This window comes from Natronolimnohabitans sp. A-GB9 (assembly GCF_030848565.1).
In the GTDB taxonomy this organism is placed as follows: domain Archaea; phylum Halobacteriota; class Halobacteria; order Halobacteriales; family Natrialbaceae; genus Natronolimnohabitans.
Window position 1 is genome coordinate 30,138 of sequence record NZ_JAVDDV010000014.1, and the last position, 14,934, is coordinate 45,071.

At 58.8% G+C, this 14,934-nt stretch carries 16 protein-coding genes; 6 read left to right on the forward strand and 10 right to left on the reverse strand.

The window, feature by feature from the left end; translation table 11 throughout:
* Positions 1-29: 29 nt before the first annotated feature.
* Positions 30-1,139, reverse strand: coding sequence for a M14 family zinc carboxypeptidase (locus tag RBH26_RS15610; RefSeq protein WP_306759305.1), 1,110 nt, complete (start codon positions 1,137-1,139; stop codon positions 30-32).
* 305 nt (positions 1,140-1,444) lie between these two features.
* Here RBH26_RS15610 and RBH26_RS15615 point away from each other — a divergent pair, with 305 nt between their 5' ends.
* A complete protein-coding gene (locus RBH26_RS15615) occupies positions 1,445-1,984 on the forward strand; it encodes a cadmium resistance transporter (protein ID WP_306759306.1) in 540 nt (179 codons plus the stop codon).
* A gap of 414 nt (positions 1,985-2,398) precedes the next feature.
* On the opposite strand, the gene RBH26_RS15620 is transcribed toward RBH26_RS15615, so the two are convergent.
* Positions 2,399-3,724, reverse strand: coding sequence for an MATE family efflux transporter (locus tag RBH26_RS15620; RefSeq protein ID WP_306759361.1), 1,326 nt, complete (start codon positions 3,722-3,724; stop codon positions 2,399-2,401).
* 190 nt (positions 3,725-3,914) lie between these two features.
* Between RBH26_RS15620 and RBH26_RS15625 the strand changes: the two genes are divergently transcribed.
* Complete coding sequence (locus RBH26_RS15625; protein ID WP_306759307.1) at positions 3,915-4,895, forward strand: lactate dehydrogenase; 981 nt, start codon at positions 3,915-3,917, stop codon at positions 4,893-4,895.
* 263 nt (positions 4,896-5,158) lie between these two features.
* Here the strand turns inward: RBH26_RS15625 and RBH26_RS15630 are convergent, their stop codons facing one another.
* The 5 genes from RBH26_RS15630 to RBH26_RS15650 all read right to left on the reverse strand — a co-directional run bounded on the left by RBH26_RS15630 (position 5,159) and on the right by RBH26_RS15650 (position 8,311).
* A complete protein-coding gene (locus RBH26_RS15630; RefSeq protein ID WP_306759308.1) occupies positions 5,159-5,374 on the reverse strand; it encodes a hypothetical protein in 216 nt (71 codons plus the stop codon).
* Positions 5,375-5,682: 308 nt separating this feature from the next.
* Positions 5,683-6,330: a hypothetical protein gene (locus RBH26_RS15635; RefSeq protein ID WP_306759309.1), complete on the reverse strand. Its 648-nt coding sequence runs from the start codon at positions 6,328-6,330 to the stop codon at positions 5,683-5,685.
* A 67-nt stretch (positions 6,331-6,397) separates the two neighbouring features.
* Entirely contained in the window at positions 6,398-7,120 is a 723-nt protein-coding gene (locus tag RBH26_RS15640; RefSeq protein ID WP_306759310.1) for a hypothetical protein, read from the reverse strand.
* Positions 7,120-7,614 carry a hypothetical protein gene (locus tag RBH26_RS15645; protein ID WP_306759311.1) on the reverse strand — a complete coding sequence of 165 codons (495 nt, stop codon included), beginning with the start codon at positions 7,612-7,614 and terminating at the stop codon, positions 7,120-7,122. Before RBH26_RS15645 ends, RBH26_RS15640 begins: the two co-directional genes overlap by 1 nt.
* Positions 7,615-8,164: 550 nt before the next feature.
* A complete protein-coding gene (locus RBH26_RS15650) occupies positions 8,165-8,311 on the reverse strand; it encodes a hypothetical protein (protein WP_306759312.1) in 147 nt (48 codons plus the stop codon).
* 705 nt (positions 8,312-9,016) lie between these two features.
* On the opposite strand from RBH26_RS15650, the gene RBH26_RS15655 reads away from it, so the two are divergent.
* The 3 genes from RBH26_RS15655 (at position 9,017) to RBH26_RS15665 (ending at position 11,366) form a co-directional block, all read left to right on the forward strand.
* Entirely contained in the window at positions 9,017-9,301 is a 285-nt protein-coding gene (locus tag RBH26_RS15655) for a hypothetical protein (RefSeq protein ID WP_306759313.1), read from the forward strand.
* 626 nt (positions 9,302-9,927) lie between these two features.
* On the forward strand, positions 9,928-10,377 hold the full coding sequence (locus tag RBH26_RS15660; RefSeq protein WP_306759314.1) for a response regulator: 450 nt from the start codon (positions 9,928-9,930) through the stop codon (positions 10,375-10,377).
* 62 nt (positions 10,378-10,439) lie between these two features.
* Positions 10,440-11,366: a VOC family protein gene (locus RBH26_RS15665; RefSeq protein WP_306759315.1), complete on the forward strand. Its 927-nt coding sequence runs from the start codon at positions 10,440-10,442 to the stop codon at positions 11,364-11,366.
* 32 nt (positions 11,367-11,398) lie between these two features.
* Here the strand turns inward: RBH26_RS15665 and RBH26_RS15670 are convergent, their stop codons facing one another.
* The 3 genes from RBH26_RS15670 to RBH26_RS15680 form a co-directional block, all read right to left on the reverse strand.
* Positions 11,399-11,929, reverse strand: coding sequence for a hypothetical protein (locus RBH26_RS15670; protein ID WP_306759316.1), 531 nt, complete (start codon positions 11,927-11,929; stop codon positions 11,399-11,401).
* A complete protein-coding gene (locus RBH26_RS15675) occupies positions 11,929-12,837 on the reverse strand; it encodes an RsmB/NOP family class I SAM-dependent RNA methyltransferase (protein ID WP_306759317.1) in 909 nt (302 codons plus the stop codon). The genes RBH26_RS15670 and RBH26_RS15675 overlap by 1 nt, the downstream gene beginning before the upstream one ends.
* Positions 12,838-12,951: 114 nt before the next feature.
* Positions 12,952-13,602: a TRIC cation channel family protein gene (locus RBH26_RS15680; RefSeq protein ID WP_306759318.1), complete on the reverse strand. Its 651-nt coding sequence runs from the start codon at positions 13,600-13,602 to the stop codon at positions 12,952-12,954.
* 299 nt (positions 13,603-13,901) lie between these two features.
* On the opposite strand from RBH26_RS15680, the gene RBH26_RS15685 reads away from it, so the two are divergent.
* Positions 13,902-14,744 carry an aldo/keto reductase gene (locus RBH26_RS15685; RefSeq protein ID WP_306759319.1) on the forward strand — a complete coding sequence of 281 codons (843 nt, stop codon included), beginning with the start codon at positions 13,902-13,904 and terminating at the stop codon, positions 14,742-14,744.
* Positions 14,745-14,934 lie beyond the last annotated feature (190 nt).

Sequence of the window (14,934 nt, forward strand, 5' to 3'; positions counted from 1 at the left end):
CCGTCACGAACGAAATCCGAGGAGGCCGGCTACTCCGGTTGCTCGCGCTGCCAAGGCCACTCTGCCCACTCGCCCCGGTCGGGAATTTCCTCGGTCCGATCGGGATCGCGTTCGAAGAGTGACTCATCGGCGGTCTCCTCGAGGATCGCCCGATTCTCTTCACGAACGATCCGTACCATCTGTCCCTCTCGACGCTCGCCACGGTCACCGGTCTGGCCAGTCATCTCGTTCAGAACGCTGCCGAAACCGTAGGCACCGTAGGCGTTGCGCGCGATATTGACCGTCGTGCCGCCGATGTGGTATAGCGTGACGTTCGCGTTGGCAACATCCGATCCCCGGTCGTACATCGCGACATTCATTCGTTTCGAGATGTTGCGGCCCTCCTCGTCGATGTTCGGATTGAACGGCCAGGCGTTCGAGGAGTGGTCGAGATGTCCCGGGTTCTCCTTGTCGTTGTGGTACATCCCGCTTTGCGTATGCAGGTCGGCGACCCACAGCGGCTCGAGATCCAGCACGTAGTCCAGCATCGCCTGCGTCTCCGGCGATGGGTTCTCGTCCGGGATCCCGACATCGGCGTCGAAGTCATCGCCGTCGAGCTCCTGGAGCTCGTCCTCGGTGAACCCGAAGTAGTGCTGGCGATTCGGATCTGCCGGACCAGTCTGCTCGCCGAAATATGGGTCCTCCCACGTATAGTCCTCCGGGAGAGCGTTCTCACGCTGGTTGCGCATCGCGCCGTCCGGGTTGTGCATCGGGAGGACGTGAACGGTCAAATTCTCCCGGACCGTCCGCGCGTATGGACTGTTCGTCACCGCGAACTCTTCTAAGTCTCGCAACGCCGCCAGCGTTCCCGTCGGTTCGTCACCGTGCTGTTCGGTAGTGATGAAAACATCCGTATCACCTTCACCGATGCGAGCAACGGTGAGCTCGCGACCCTCGTAGCTCTCACCGATATCCTCGAGTTCGAACTCGACTCGTGAGCGTCGTTGGATGCTATCCAGCTCGTCCTGTACCTGCTGGTGTGTGAGGAACAGACCCGTTTCCTCGCGTGGCCACGATTCGTCCGCGCTTACGACGCTTGGCCCGAGCGCTACTGTACCTGCGATCCCTCCGATCGTTTTCAGTGTGGTACGGCGTTTCATGATACACCGTCAGTATTTCGAATTATCATATATACGTTTCCCTCAAGTTCAGAATGTGATTTATTTATGAATTCGAAGATAGAAACTAGTGATGTCATGTTGTCAGCTTTCCGCCTTTATCGGCTCTAGCAATGCTGGCTGGCGAACGTAGCGTGAGATTTCGTTCGGTTCACGAACGTAGCGGGCGTTCGATACAGGAACACGAAGATCGGAACTTGCGGAGGGGGAACCGATATACGGTTTCGGTGTGATAAATGTGATGTTCCGTGGAGAAAATCTTACTTTTGGGTATATGGTTGTTCGGTGTGACCCACCTCGATACGCTGATCGTCATCAGCGCGTTTTGTGCGGACAACGATTATCGGATTTGGGAGGTCTTCGTCGGGCATTACGTTGGTTTCTGTATCGGCCTCATCGCTGCGGTCATCGGGGCCATCGTCGCTGCTGAACTCCTGGAAGAATGGACGTTTCTTCTGGGAGTCGTCCCGCTCAGTATCGGTCTCTGGGGCCTCCTTCGTCGCCCACCGGAAGCGAGTATCGAGCGAACGCCGGCCGTGCCAAACTCGACTGGACGTATTGGTGTGGTCACCGTCGCAGGAATCGGTCTCAGCGGTGAAAACCTCGCAGTGTTCATCCCGTTTTTCGCCGACCTATCGACGACAGAGCTGACGCTCATCGTCTGTGTGTATCTCATCGGTGCTGGAATCGTGTTCCTCGCGGCGCTCTCGATCGTGTATCACGTCGCTGTCGACGGGATTTCTGATCGGCTCGACCGATGGCTCGTTCCCACCGTGTTGGTGTTCGTAGGCGGATACGTTGTCGTGACTGGATTGGTTGTCGTCTGAGAGTCTCCCTTTCCACGAATCGATCGGCAATCAGCGAGTTCGTCAACTGCCACGGACGCGGTGACCGATGGCTTGTCAGTGGACTCACCGCATCGTACCGAGGGATTCTCGGTGTTGACAGGTCGCCGTTCCTGACTTCGAGACCCGGTCGACGGCGGCCCATAGCCGACGACAACTGTTGGCCGCCGACGGGTGTTCGAACCGACGCGTACACGTACGCAGCCAAGCTGACCACCATGATCGAGACCACGAGTTGTATTTCGATAAAGCAACATGAGATCGTCTTCTCAACCGATCAGTAAACAGACCGACGCAACGATCCGTTCACGGGAAAAGCGAGTAGAACCAACACTGTGGGCGGAGTTCGACGACACCCTCATCGACGGCTACCGGCAGGCAGTTGCCGAACGGTCGTTACTCCTTGCTATCGGTCTCGACGGACAAACTCCCCCGTTCGTGCATCATCTCCGTTCCGCGCTCGAGCCAGTTACCCCGGAGGTAGACGGCGCTGACGACGACGTTTCGCCAGGCGAAGTCGGCGACGACTGCGACGTAGGCGGCGACGACGCCGTACTCGAGGTGGACGCCAAAGAGGTAGGTCGTCCCCAGCAGGAAGACGACGGCGCCGGTGAGCTTCGCGACGAACGGCGGCCGGGTCTCGCTGCCGCCCCGCAGCGAGCCGGCGAGGACGACGTAACAGGCGATGAGGACCGTCGAGATGGCGTAGGCTCGAGCGAAGTCGGTGGCGTAGCCGATCGTGGTCGGATCGCTCGTGAACACGCGGACGACCGGCTCGGCGGCGACGAAAATCACGGCGCCGAGACTACCGACAGTGAGGACGGCGAGGGCCGCAGCGGCGAGGCCGTTGAAGTACGCCGCGTCAGTATCACCGCGACCGAGGGCCTGTCCGGAGATGATGTTCGCGGCGGTGCCATACCCCCGCGAGAGCGGCGAGGAGATCTGCTGGTACACCCGGCGACCGATGTGGTAGGCCGCGTTGACCTCAGTGCCGAACGCGAGCAGGATCGCGTTGAACGGGAACTCGGCGATCAGTTCGGTGATCCCCTCGGCGACTCGCGGTGCGCTGATGACGAGCAGCTGTTTCATGATCACCAACTGCGTCGGTCGAACGAACGACAGTTCGCTCCAGGAGCTGTAGATCACGATCAGAAACGTCAGCGCCGCCAGCACGTCGCCGACTGCTGTCGCGACGGCGATGCCGACGACCGAGAGTTCGGGGAACGGGCCGAGCCCGAACGCGAGCGTAACGGTAAGAGCGATGTTGAGCGCGTTCGCTGCCGCGTTGACGTACATCGGCGTCTTGGTGTCGCCGGTCCCCTGGATCGATCGGGCGGCGATCATCGTGACGTGAAACGCCGGCGCCGTAAGAAGGATGATCGCCAGGTAGAGTCCGCCCAGGCGGACGGTCTCCGCGTCGGCGCCCAGGACCTCGATCGCCCAGAAGCTCCCGACGAGCCCGAAGATGGCGAAGGGAAGCCCCGCGAGGACGCCGAGCAACAGCGCCTGACTGACCGCCTCGTCGCGATTGGCCGTCCGGCCGCTACCGGTGTCCTGACTCGAGAGTGCGATCGCGCCGTCGCCGACGCCGAGGCCGAACCACAGCGGCAGTCGGCCGTAGATATCCGCAAGTCCGACGGCAGCGACGGCGGCAGGCGAGAAAAACCCCGCGACGATGAGGTCCGTCGTCCGCATCAGCGTCCGAAGCACCTGTTCGGCCATCACCGGCCAGGAGAGATCGAACACGCGTCTCCAGACGGCGAGGATGCGGCTCCGCATCGACGACCCGGAAGCGGTGTCCACGACTGTCGCTTTCGTCAGGGACCCCTTGTAGCTTCAGATCCCGGTGACTCGACTCGCCGACCGAACCCACGACAAGGAGTTTCTTTACGCCGGAACGTAATCGTCGATCATGCACGTTCTCGTCATCGGCGGCGGCGGAACGATCGGTGCCACCGTCGCGTACACGCTGGCCGTAACGCATCCGACCGCGGATCTGACTCTCGCCGATCCGCAGACGGACGTAACCGAGGGACACGCGATCGATATCCACCACGCTCGGTGTCACGCCGCCCATGCGGTTGGCCGGCCGGCGTTCGACGACGCCCGGCCCGGCTCCCTCGAGGTCGTCGACACCGAAACGGGAACCGATCCCGGGCTCGTCGACGACGCCGACGTCGTCGTGGTCGCGGCCAGCGCACCGCGCGATCCGGGAAGTTTCGAACGCGGTGGTCGCCTGTCGGTCCTCGAGGAGAACCTCGAGCTGGCGGCCGAGCTCGGCGACTGGTTTGCAAGCGCCGAACCGACCCCGACGGTCGTCGTCGCGAACCCGTCCGATCGGGTGACCCACCGGCTCTGGGAGTCGAGTAGCTGGCCACGGCGGTGTTTCCTCGGCTACTCGCTGTCCGAGAGCGCACGGATCGCCGACGAACTGGCCCGACGGGTCGACGGCGACGTCTCGCCGGCCGACGTCTCCTGTCCGATCCTCGGGGAACACGGGGAACACATGGTCCCGCTGTTCTCACGGGCGACCGTCGACGGCGATCCGGTCTCGTTCTCGGCGGCCGAACGCGAGGCGATCCTCGATGCCGTCCGGTCGATCCCCTACGACGTCATCGAGAAACGCGGCGGCGACGACTCCTCGCGATGGGTCACCGGTCGTGGCGTCGCCTTGCTCGTCTCGCGGCTCCTCGAGGGTGGCACCGACCCGGACGAGCCAGTCTGTCTCTCGACGCCGCTTGACGGCGCGTACGGACTCGAGGACGTCAGCCTGAGTGTTCCAGTGGTCCTCGACGGCGACGGCGTCGCCGAAATCGTCGAGTGGGAGCTTACGGCCACCGAGCGGGAACGTCTCGAGCGGGCCGCGACGGCGATTCGGGACTCGCTCGAGTGAACGCCGGGAATTACAGGGTATCGAGGCGAAAGCCCACGGCTTTATAGTCGATGCGGTATCGCCCGCCGGTCGCAGGACACCGAAAACCCGAGAAGGGATTGAAACTTGGATTTCACCCACCGTGAACGAATTCGCTGTGGGACTGTCTCAGGACACCGAAAACCCGAGAGGAGATTGAAGCGGTGTCGTCTTGGGCCATGATGCCACCATCGCAGGACGACTCCAGCGCAGTACTCAAGGAATTAGCTGTGATCCGGCGCAGTCTATCTCCGGTCCGCAAGGTCAACAAACGACTCGGCGCCGGTCGCCACGATCCAGCGATTCAGTAGTTCGTCGTTTGTCGTCTCGGGATAGATCGCTAGCTCGGTGGGCGCATCGTTGACGTCAACGAGCGTGTGCACAAGGTCGCGATCAATCTGGTTGTGATGCGGGGCTTTGAGATCATGATCGTAATCGAACGGGTTGTCAGTCGTGGTCACTGGTAGTACCTCCGCGATTCTGTCTCGCGATCGTCGTCGCGCTCGAGCGCTGCATCACCTGTTCGATGTCCGCTTGCGTCGCCTGTTCATCATCTGGTAGACGGGAGTAACTCATGCCCACTTGCCTCGCTTCGAGAACTGCGTGTGTGAGTCGTCGTCCGTCGTCGACGAGAGTCCGACATCTTCGGGAGCGATCTCGGGGGCGGCCAGTTGCGACCATCGATAGGTTATCGTGTCACCACCATAGAGCAGGAATACCTGCCCCGGGCCATTCTTTTGGGTCTCAAATCAGACTCAGTCCACTCATTCTATCCGGCAGTAGAATTTAGTCTTTTTCCAGCATAGAAGACCAATCCGCTTCCTATGGCAAACAGAGCTATTCGGACCGGAATAAGACCATCACTTGCTATCCAAGGAGCTGGTTGATTCAGAGTCCCTGTTCTGAAATAATACTCATTTTCATATTCAATAATTTCACCTCGCTCAAAAGTTTCCACTCGTTCATCATAGACAGTGGTTGATCCCGTCTTGACAGCCTCTTTGACTTCTGGAGGACGATCTTCGGCCGGGATAGCAGCATGAGGTATTGCATTAATATTAGATGTCTCTCGTAATGTGAATTCTGTCGTACCATTATTTATATTGCTTTCTGGAATATATACGTCTTCTTCATGTTGAATAACAGGATACGAGGGGCCTCTATCAATACTCCCATTATACTCTATTGACCCTTCTTCAAGAATCTCTTCTTCGAATATACATTCTCTAGCACCGGGACAGTTTAATACTTGTTCTGATGACAAAAGCGCAGCTTCTGCTGCAGACTCATTTTCTATTTTGTCCACATAATAGGTCATTTCTCCGTCACCACCCCCATCGGGATACAAATAAACAGTATTTAGTAGTAATATTATTCCCAAAGTGAATATTGCTATGGTAATTATATGTTGCTTCATTCTGTTACACAATATATATAGAACAAGTCACTAAAAATTTTTCATTTAGGCTGTTCAGATAAACTACTCAAATGTCTTCATTATCTGGTACAATGTCGACATCAAGCTCAAGCAACTCACCGTCGTCAGCGGTATAGATAGTACTATATCCATTTCTATCGATCTCGTATAACGTAGCGTCCCGAGACCACTCCGCAGAAAGTGTAGATTCGGTATAACTATTCCCACCAGACATATCAAATGCAACCCCTGCAGCATCCCTTTGACCACTAGGAAATCCATCTACTGGAATTTCCCACTCGGTGTATTGATAATCCTCATCATCGGTCGTAACTCTGTCGGCAGGAAACGACCTTGTCAGTATATCACTACTGGCTGAAATTGGGCCAAGGCCTGCGCCAAGAGCTATTTCAATTGAAGTATAGTCATCATCTTCAGTTGGATATGGATCTTGAACATCTATATGATTATCAAATCTATTATCACCATATTCTAGTGATACTACCATATTATCAGCAATCCAATTATATATTTTGGAATCATCCTCCGCACTCTCTGATAATTCGGGTTCGTCATCATAATGCCACATGAATGCCCACGTGGTTTCATTTCCTGAAGGGATTGACGGCTCTAACGGATTATCAAAACTATCTACCTTAGTATCTGCTAATATATATGTTCTATATTCATACGTCGCTCCATCGATCGTTCCAGAAAAATCATTCCTTTGTCTAGTTTTGATTCCAGATGGGATAATTTCAAAAGAACCAGGAGGTTCAAGACGACTCATTATTTTTCTCCTCCTTTAGTTTTTTCAAGAAGATTCAGAACCCTATCATACCCACCATTTCGAGTATCATCTAGCACAAATGCTGTTCTCTCCAGTGACTCTGGCGAACGAACGAAGCCAGTAATATTACCCTTATTAGGGACTATTGCTTTGATTAGTTCATTATAGACCTCATCCTCTTTCTGGGTAAGTTCTCTGAAGGATTGGGCCTTTAGATCATTATTATTATAATTAGAATGAGGGGTATTTTGATTCATATTATAACTTCTTCCATTAACTCGGAGATTTCCAACAAATTCTCCAGAGTTCTGATTGAGTTGAGCAGATGCTTCACCCAAGATCTCGTGGGTGTAAGGATCGTATGCAATACCCTCAAATCTAGAACCGCGTGATGCACCTCCGGTAACCGCAAATCCAGAACTCACAACCGATGCTGTACCTAGTGCCTTTAGCACTTTTCTTCGATTCTTATTAACAGGGATTCTGCGACCCATAATACAATAATTATATGGTTAGTAATAATGAATTACTTCCCGGATAATGTTTCTGATGGAGAAAGTATTATATAAAAATGTAAAATATATTATAGTTATAGATCACCACCATATACTTGGATAATCTGGAATATTTTTAGCATTATTCTTGGAAACTTAATGATATTAGTTATTGAGTTCTGTTTTTAACTAAGCGAGAAGCCACGTGATAGCGGTGGCTTATCGTGGCCTCTAATCGAGAAGAATGAAGAAATCAAGTCCATGCACGACAACGACCCTTCATCTCGAATTATGCATCAGTTCACTATACTCTTTCCTTGAGCCGGCGCTATAGTAGCCACTGAAAGTCAATGAACACCCGATCGCACGACAGCTGTGCGATCGGTGTGTAAATCGTTTCAGTTGTTACTATAGTACCATCCAGACTCTCGAAATCGTAGTCGTAGTCGAGAGGGTTGTCGATCGCACTAATTGGTGGGATCTCCGCGAGCCGGTCTTGCAGTCGTCGCGCTCGAGAGCACAAATTGCTTGTCCTGTCGGGTTGCTTCGGTCATACCGATCCCCCACGCTTGCTAAACTTCGCGATCGATTCGTCGTCCGTCATCGCCGAGAGTCCGACATCCTCGGGACCGATCTCGGGCTCTGCAAGCCGATCGGCAAGTGTCTGTCCGTCCCGATTGATCCCGTAGTGGCCCATCCGACGGCGAATCGTCTCCGCACCAGGCCCGTCGGGGAAGCAATCGGCGAGCTTGACGAGCGTGTGGTCGTAATCGTGGTACAGATGTGCGAGCGTCCGCGGATCGTCCCACGGTTTGACAGTAGTTGCTGAAGTGGCCAGACAACGATTATCGTCGCGGTCGTTGTCTCATATGGTCGAGACAAGCGAGGCAACGCAGGTGACCCGTGCGGCGTCGTCACTACTGTTTCCTGAACTTGAGTTCGGGATCGCTGCGAATGGGACGTATCCAAGCGAGGACTTCCAGCGAGTCCTCACTCGGATCGCCTTCGACAACGAGTTCGCCAATACTGGCGCGAAAGCCTATCAGCTTGTCCGTGGCGACGATATTTCTATTGACGCAACCGCTCGAAATCCGCTTGCGCGGGCGCTTCTCTACCATTTGCGTGGACTCAACGCGGACGCGGTCGACAACCAGGTTCGACCGCGTCCGCGACGCAATCCTCGACGAAGCAGCTCGCAACCGCGTGTTTACCCGGCCAGTCGACGTCGCAATCGATGTTCACGACTGGCTTTATACGGGGACGAAGAGACACCTCACGTCTGTACAACGAATCCAATCCAAGGCACCGATCGTGCATACAAGTTCGCTACCGTCTGTATTGTCGATCCGAGCGTTCGATTCACGCTTGGATCGGTAGCGTTGGGGGGAGCGATACCGACGAGTTGGCGGAGGCGCTCCGCCAACTCGTCTCAGAAGTCCGCGAGTACGCCGACATCAACCGGCTCTACCTCGATCGTGGCTTCTATCGCGTTCACCTCGCATTGACGCTCGAAGATCTCGACGTTGAGTTCCTGATGCGTGCGCCGCAAACACGAAAGGTACAGCAATTCATTGACGACCACGACAGTGATACGTTCATCGCAGAGTACGAGATGGCTCGATCGAATCCACCCGACGGGCCGGACGTCAGTCCGGCTCGTCGTCGTTCCGCATCGAACACGAGATGACGACCACTTCTGTCTGGTCACCAACCGCGATCTCGACGTCAGTGCCGACGTCGAGATCGCTCGTCCGCTAGCTGAAGCATATCGTCGTCGCTGGGGTATCGAAACGTCCTATCGCAAGATCACTGAGTTTCTCCCAAGAACGTCCTCACCGACGTTCTCAGTACGGCTGTTCTACTTCCTGTTCGCTGTTGCGTTGTACAATCTGTGGGTATTGACAAATCTGCTCGTGAGACCACGGTGGGCAGTCGGGACGGACCCAGTCGTCCCGACCGCCCTGTTTCGCGCGTTTCTCGGCCAAATACCGTACGGATAGCGGTTGTCTCGGCGACTGACTCGGGCTGATCAGCCCGAGTCAGTACGTCCCTCAATACTGGCAAGACTGGGAGAACAGCGGCTGACGGGATGATTTGGCAGTTGTTGCACTCTCTGGCTAGCCCTGGGAACAGTTTCACGAAGCTAGGGCCGATACGGAAATTCCATTCTCGCGGTTTTCCTGATCGAATCAGCAACTACTGTTTAGCCGAGGGAGGAGGTCAAGGTCACGGTGTAACGGATTCTACTACTGGCCGACCCAATGCTGTTAGTGCACAGCCTTATGCTGGCGAGGTATCAAAAACGCACGAGCCGTGACTGACCAGCCGTCGGAACCGATACGGATCCTGCTTGTCGAGGACAATCCCGGAGACGTCCGTCTCGTCAAGGAGGCGTTCCGGGAGGTGGACGTCGAGACGAGGTTTCACACCGTCCACGACGGCGACGCAGCCCTCGAGTTCCTGTACACGCGACAGCAAAACGAGGACACGCCGGAACTCGACCTGGTGTTGCTCGATCTGAACCTCCCTCGGAAAAGCGGCTTCGACGTCCTCGAGACGGTCGAGAGCGATTCGGACCTCACCGCGCCGCCGATCCTCGTCCTTACGAGTTCGGAGGCGACCGAAGACGTCGCCCGGAGTTACGAACTCTGTGCGAACGCCTATCTTACGAAGCCGACGGATCCGGACGAGTTCACCGAACTGGGCCGGGCGGTCGAGGCGTTTTGGTTCGCCGAGGCGACGTTGCCGCCAGCGGCGGCGTGACCACGGCATCGCCCTCTCACAACAGTATTTTATTTCGGCTGGCGGTGTAGGCGCCACTCGCCATGCCCACTGCCACCCCCGGAATCCACCACGTGACTGCCGTCGCGAGCGATCCACAGCGCACCGTCGAGTTCTATACGGAGACGCTCGGTCTGCGACTCGTCAAACGAAGCGTCAACCAGGACGACGTGTCGGTCTATCACCTCTTCTATGGAGACCACGAGGGGACACCGGGGACGGGCATGACCGTCTTCCCGTATCCAGACGCCGACGGCGGCCGCGTCGGGACGGGACAGGTCAGTACGGTCTCGTTTCTCGTCCCCGACGGCTCGCTCGAGTACTGGCGGGATCGACTCGCTGAGGCCGATGCCGATCCCGGGTCGCCACACGACCGGTTCGGGAACACCGTGTTACCGGCGACCGATCCAGACGGCCTCCCACTCGAGTTAGTCGCTCGCGCGGACGCCCCGCCCGCGAATCTCCCGGAGAGCCCGGTACCCCACGCCCATGCGATTCGTGGCTTCTTCGGCGTGACGCTCTCGCTGACGAGCGGCGACGCGACCGGCGACCTGCTGAAGGGGATGGGCTATCGCCAGACCAATCGCGACGGCACGCGACTGCGCTACGAGGCCGGCGGCGACCTGGGATACGTCGTCGATATCGTCGAAGAGCCACAGGCGAGACCCGGGATCCCCGGCGCGGGGACCGTCCACCACGTCGCCTTCCGGGTCGACGACGACGAACAAGACGAGTGGCGCCAGTTCCTGATCGATCGCGGATTACGACCGACCGAGGTCATCGACCGAACGTGGTTCGAATCCGTCTACGCCCGGGAGTACGAGAGCGTCCTCTTCGAGTTCGCCACCGAATCGCCCGGCTACACGGTCGACGAGGACCTCGAGGCGCTCGGCGAGCGACTCGTCTTGCCGGCGTGGCTCGAGGACCGACGCGAGGAAATCGAGGCAGAACTACCCGATCTCACCGGCTGACCGAGAGTCGATCCGACAACAACACTGCAACGCTACAGCTCTCGCTGTCGCCCCTTCGGCACCATCGAGCGCAGTTCGCCGTGGACGTAGAGTCCGATACCCAGCGCCTCGAGTTCGCCGGCCACTTCGTGAGCGGCGATCAGGTAGCCCCAGTCACCCTCCCAGCGCTCGAGGGCCTGGTCTTCGCCGGCGGCGAACGCCTGCGCTTCCTCGCGGTCGAGGTCGATCACACAGTCGGTAGCGTGATCGCCAAAGCGCTGGACGAAGTCGGTCGTCGGCTTCCAGTGTTCCTGTCGCGTTCGCAGACAGGTCATACCGATCGCTTCGATCTCGAGCGGCGTCGGCGCCTCACCGCCGTAGATCCAGATCTTGCCGGCGCCTTTCTCCCAGAAGGTGTGGTCGTCGAACGTCTCGGGTGGGATGCCAAAGCGATCCGCGAAGTAGTCGAGTACCTCCTCGCGGCTGACGCGACCCTCGACGGTGCGCTCGTCGGGTGTCGGGGGGAGGCGATCGAATCGCTGCCCGTCGTTTCGCTCGAGGCCCGAGTCGGTGTCGTCGGCCATCAGGCAGTCACCTCCAGTTTCGCGACGAAGAAGCCGCCGGTGTCGTTGTGGTGGGGGTAGATCCGTGCCGCCCGCTCGAGACTCGAGTCGTAGGTCTCGTCGTCCCATTCGGTCAGCCCCGGTGCATGCTCGAGGCCGAGGTCGAAGTCGACGACGCGACAATCCTCCTCGTCTAATGCGTGTTGGATGACGGCCTCGTTCTCCTCGGGGGCGAAGGTACACGTCGAGTAGACGACGGTGCCGCCCTCGCGCGTCGCCTGGACGGCCCGTCGGAGAATGCCCTTCTGGATCCCTGCGACGGAGGCGATGTGATCTTCCGACCAGTTGTCCAGGGCGTCGGGGTTCTTCCGGATCGTCCCCTCACAGGAACAGGGCGCGTCGACGAGCGCGCGATCGAACTCGTCGAAGGAGAAGCGGTTCAGCGAGTAGTTTCGTGCGTCGTCGTTGGTTACGGCCAGACTCGTCGCACCGAGGCGTTCGGCGTTGAACCGCAGCGCCGAGATCCGCCCGAGGTTGCTGTCGTTGGCGACGACGGTCCCCTCGTCGTTCATCAGCGCCGCGAGCTGGGTCGCCTTCCCGCCCGGCGCGGCACAGCTGTCCCAGACGCGTTCGCCGGGCTGGGGGTCGAGGACGACCGGCGGCACCGCCGAGACTTCTTCCTGCCCGTGTGTGAAGCCGTGAAACGACGTCCACGTCGATCCCGGTGATCCCGTCTCCAGGCGCAACACGCGGGGGTTCCAGTCGGCCTGCTCGTACTCGAGACCGTCTTCCTCGAGGGTCTCGAGCGCTCGCTCGACCGAAGTCTTGATCGTGTTGATCCGAACGGCGTTACCAAGCGGCCGCTTACAGGCCGCGAGAAACGCCTCGAAGTCGTCGATGATCGGTCGATACCGCTCGAGTGGCTCCATTGACGCGGCGTTCGAGCGCCCGGCGTTTGTGGGTTTCGAAGCGCTGCGGTCCTCGAGGCGGAGGGCTCTCTCGCACGAGAGACTCGAAGACGCCGCTGTGGATGTCCAGTAGCCTCAACCCGGTCGGAACCGCTGTGCCGTCGGGAGCGACCAGCCCTGGGTGACGGCTATCAGCCGCGTCCCGACGGTTACCGCCGCGCAGGCGGCCGCAGCGGTGCTGCCGCCCAGGCCGGCAGTCACCGCGAGCCAGTACGTCGTGCCGCCCAGCACGGCACAGCTCGCATAGAAGTCTTCGAACAGGATAAACGGCGCTCGATCCAGCAGGATGTCGGCTATCGCGCCGCCGCCGACCGCGTTGACCGTCGCGATGGCGACGACACCGAACGCCGAGACGCCCGCCTCGGTCGCCACGATAGCCCCGGCGGTGGCAAACGCCGCGAGACCGACGGCGTCCGAGACGAGCGTGACCGGATGATCGTCCGGCGACTCGAGGACGACGTGGAGGCCGATCGCCAGGCCGACGCCGACGACGCCGAGCGCGATTTCGCTCGGATCGCTAAGCGCCAGCGGGATGCGGTTGACGAGGATGTCGCGGGTCATCCCGCCGGCGAAGGCCGTCGCGAGGCCGACGACCGCGATTCCGAACAGGTCGAACTGCTCGCGGATCGCCTTGCTCGCGCCGACGAGCGCGAACGCGACGAGTCCGATCGCGTTCATCACGACGAACGGGTCTGCGACTAACAGGGCACCGAGCTCCCGAACCACTGCTTGTCGAGAGGGGGAGAGCTCTCTTGATACTGTCGGACAGCAGTCAGTGAGTCGTCGGTCGCGAACGCGCGGCCGTCACCCGTTGGGACGGCCGCAGTCGCGCGACCGATCGTTGAATAGTTCTGTCCGGTAGTATGAGCGCTACGAAGCATGATTCGTTCTCGGCAGACCGACCGAGTAGATCGCACCGACCGGGTCGCCACGTCGGTCCAAGCGACTGGAGTGTCCGAAATCGAAACCCCGAACCACTCACCGCAACCCAAATCCATTTTCGCGTTCTGGGCGTCGATCCGGACATGGGAACCGATGACGCCGACACCGTCACGCCGGAAGCGTGTCCGACCGCAAGCGGCATACCGATGCTCGGACTCGGCACCTGGCAGAACGACGACCCCGATCAGTGTGCCGAGAGCGTCCGGACGGCCCTCGAGGCGGGCTATCGACACATCGACACCGCACAGGGCTACGACAACGAGACGGCCGTCGGCGAGGGGATCGCCCGGGCCGACGTCGACCGCGAGGAGGTCTTCCTCGCGACCAAGATCTGGATCTCGAATCTCGACTCCGACGACGTCCTCGAGACGGCCCGCGAGAGTATCGATCGACTCGGCGTCGACTACCTGGACTTGCTGTACGTCCACTGGCCAGCCCGGACCTACGACCCCGAGGAGACCTTCGCGGCGTTTTCAGAGCTGTACGAGGAGGGGCTGATCGAACACGTCGGCGTTAGCAACTTCGTCCCCGAACAACTCGCCGAGGCCGTCGACATCTGTGACGCACCGATCCTGGCTAACCAGGTCGAGGTACATCCCCTGCTCCCCCAATCCGAGATCAGGGCGGCCTGTCAGAATCACGACGTCGAGGTCGTCGCCTACTCGCCGCTTGCCCGCGGTGCGGTCTTCGACCAACCCGAGATTCAAGACGTCGCCGACAAACACGACGTCAGCGAGGCCCAGGTCAGCCTGGCCTGGCTGCGCGAAAAGGGCGTCACCGCGATCCCGAAGGCGACGGGCGAAGACCACATTCAGGACAACTGGGCGTCGCTGAGCCTCGAGTTGGATCGAGCGGACGTCGAAGCGATCGACGGCATCGACGAGACCGACCGTACGGTCGATCCCGACTTCGCACCCTGGAACTGAGCCGGCGACTCCAGAGATCCGGTTGTGGTGTTGCCGGGCCAGCGAAGCGGGACACAGCACGCAGCGATTTCTATCATACATTCGAGGAGTATGGCGGCGGACCGATCGGCGACCGTCGAATCACGCCGCTTGCGGGTTACAGCGGCCGACACTCACGGACCTATCGGAATCGAAGAAAAAGCAGGAACGT

Coding starts and splice junctions, on each gene's coding strand:
- RBH26_RS15610 (WP_306759305.1), bottom strand. CDS start 1,139: ATGAAACGCCGTACCACACTGAAAACGATCGGAGGGATCGCAGGTACA.
- RBH26_RS15620 (WP_306759361.1), bottom strand. CDS start 3,724: ATGGCCGAACAGGTGCTTCGGACGCTGATGCGGACGACGGACCTCATC.
- RBH26_RS15625 (WP_306759307.1), top strand. CDS start 3,915: ATGCACGTTCTCGTCATCGGCGGCGGCGGAACGATCGGTGCCACCGTC.
- RBH26_RS15635 (WP_306759309.1), bottom strand. CDS start 6,330: ATGAAGCAACATATAATTACCATAGCAATATTCACTTTGGGAATAATA.
- RBH26_RS15640 (WP_306759310.1), bottom strand. CDS start 7,120: ATGAGTCGTCTTGAACCTCCTGGTTCTTTTGAAATTATCCCATCTGGA.
- RBH26_RS15645 (WP_306759311.1), bottom strand. CDS start 7,614: ATGGGTCGCAGAATCCCTGTTAATAAGAATCGAAGAAAAGTGCTAAAG.
- RBH26_RS15650 (WP_306759312.1), bottom strand. CDS start 8,311: ATGGGCCACTACGGGATCAATCGGGACGGACAGACACTTGCCGATCGG.
- RBH26_RS15665 (WP_306759315.1), top strand. CDS start 10,440: ATGCCCACTGCCACCCCCGGAATCCACCACGTGACTGCCGTCGCGAGC.
- RBH26_RS15670 (WP_306759316.1), bottom strand. CDS start 11,929: ATGGCCGACGACACCGACTCGGGCCTCGAGCGAAACGACGGGCAGCGA.
- RBH26_RS15675 (WP_306759317.1), bottom strand. CDS start 12,837: ATGGAGCCACTCGAGCGGTATCGACCGATCATCGACGACTTCGAGGCG.
- RBH26_RS15685 (WP_306759319.1), top strand. CDS start 13,902: ATGGGAACCGATGACGCCGACACCGTCACGCCGGAAGCGTGTCCGACC.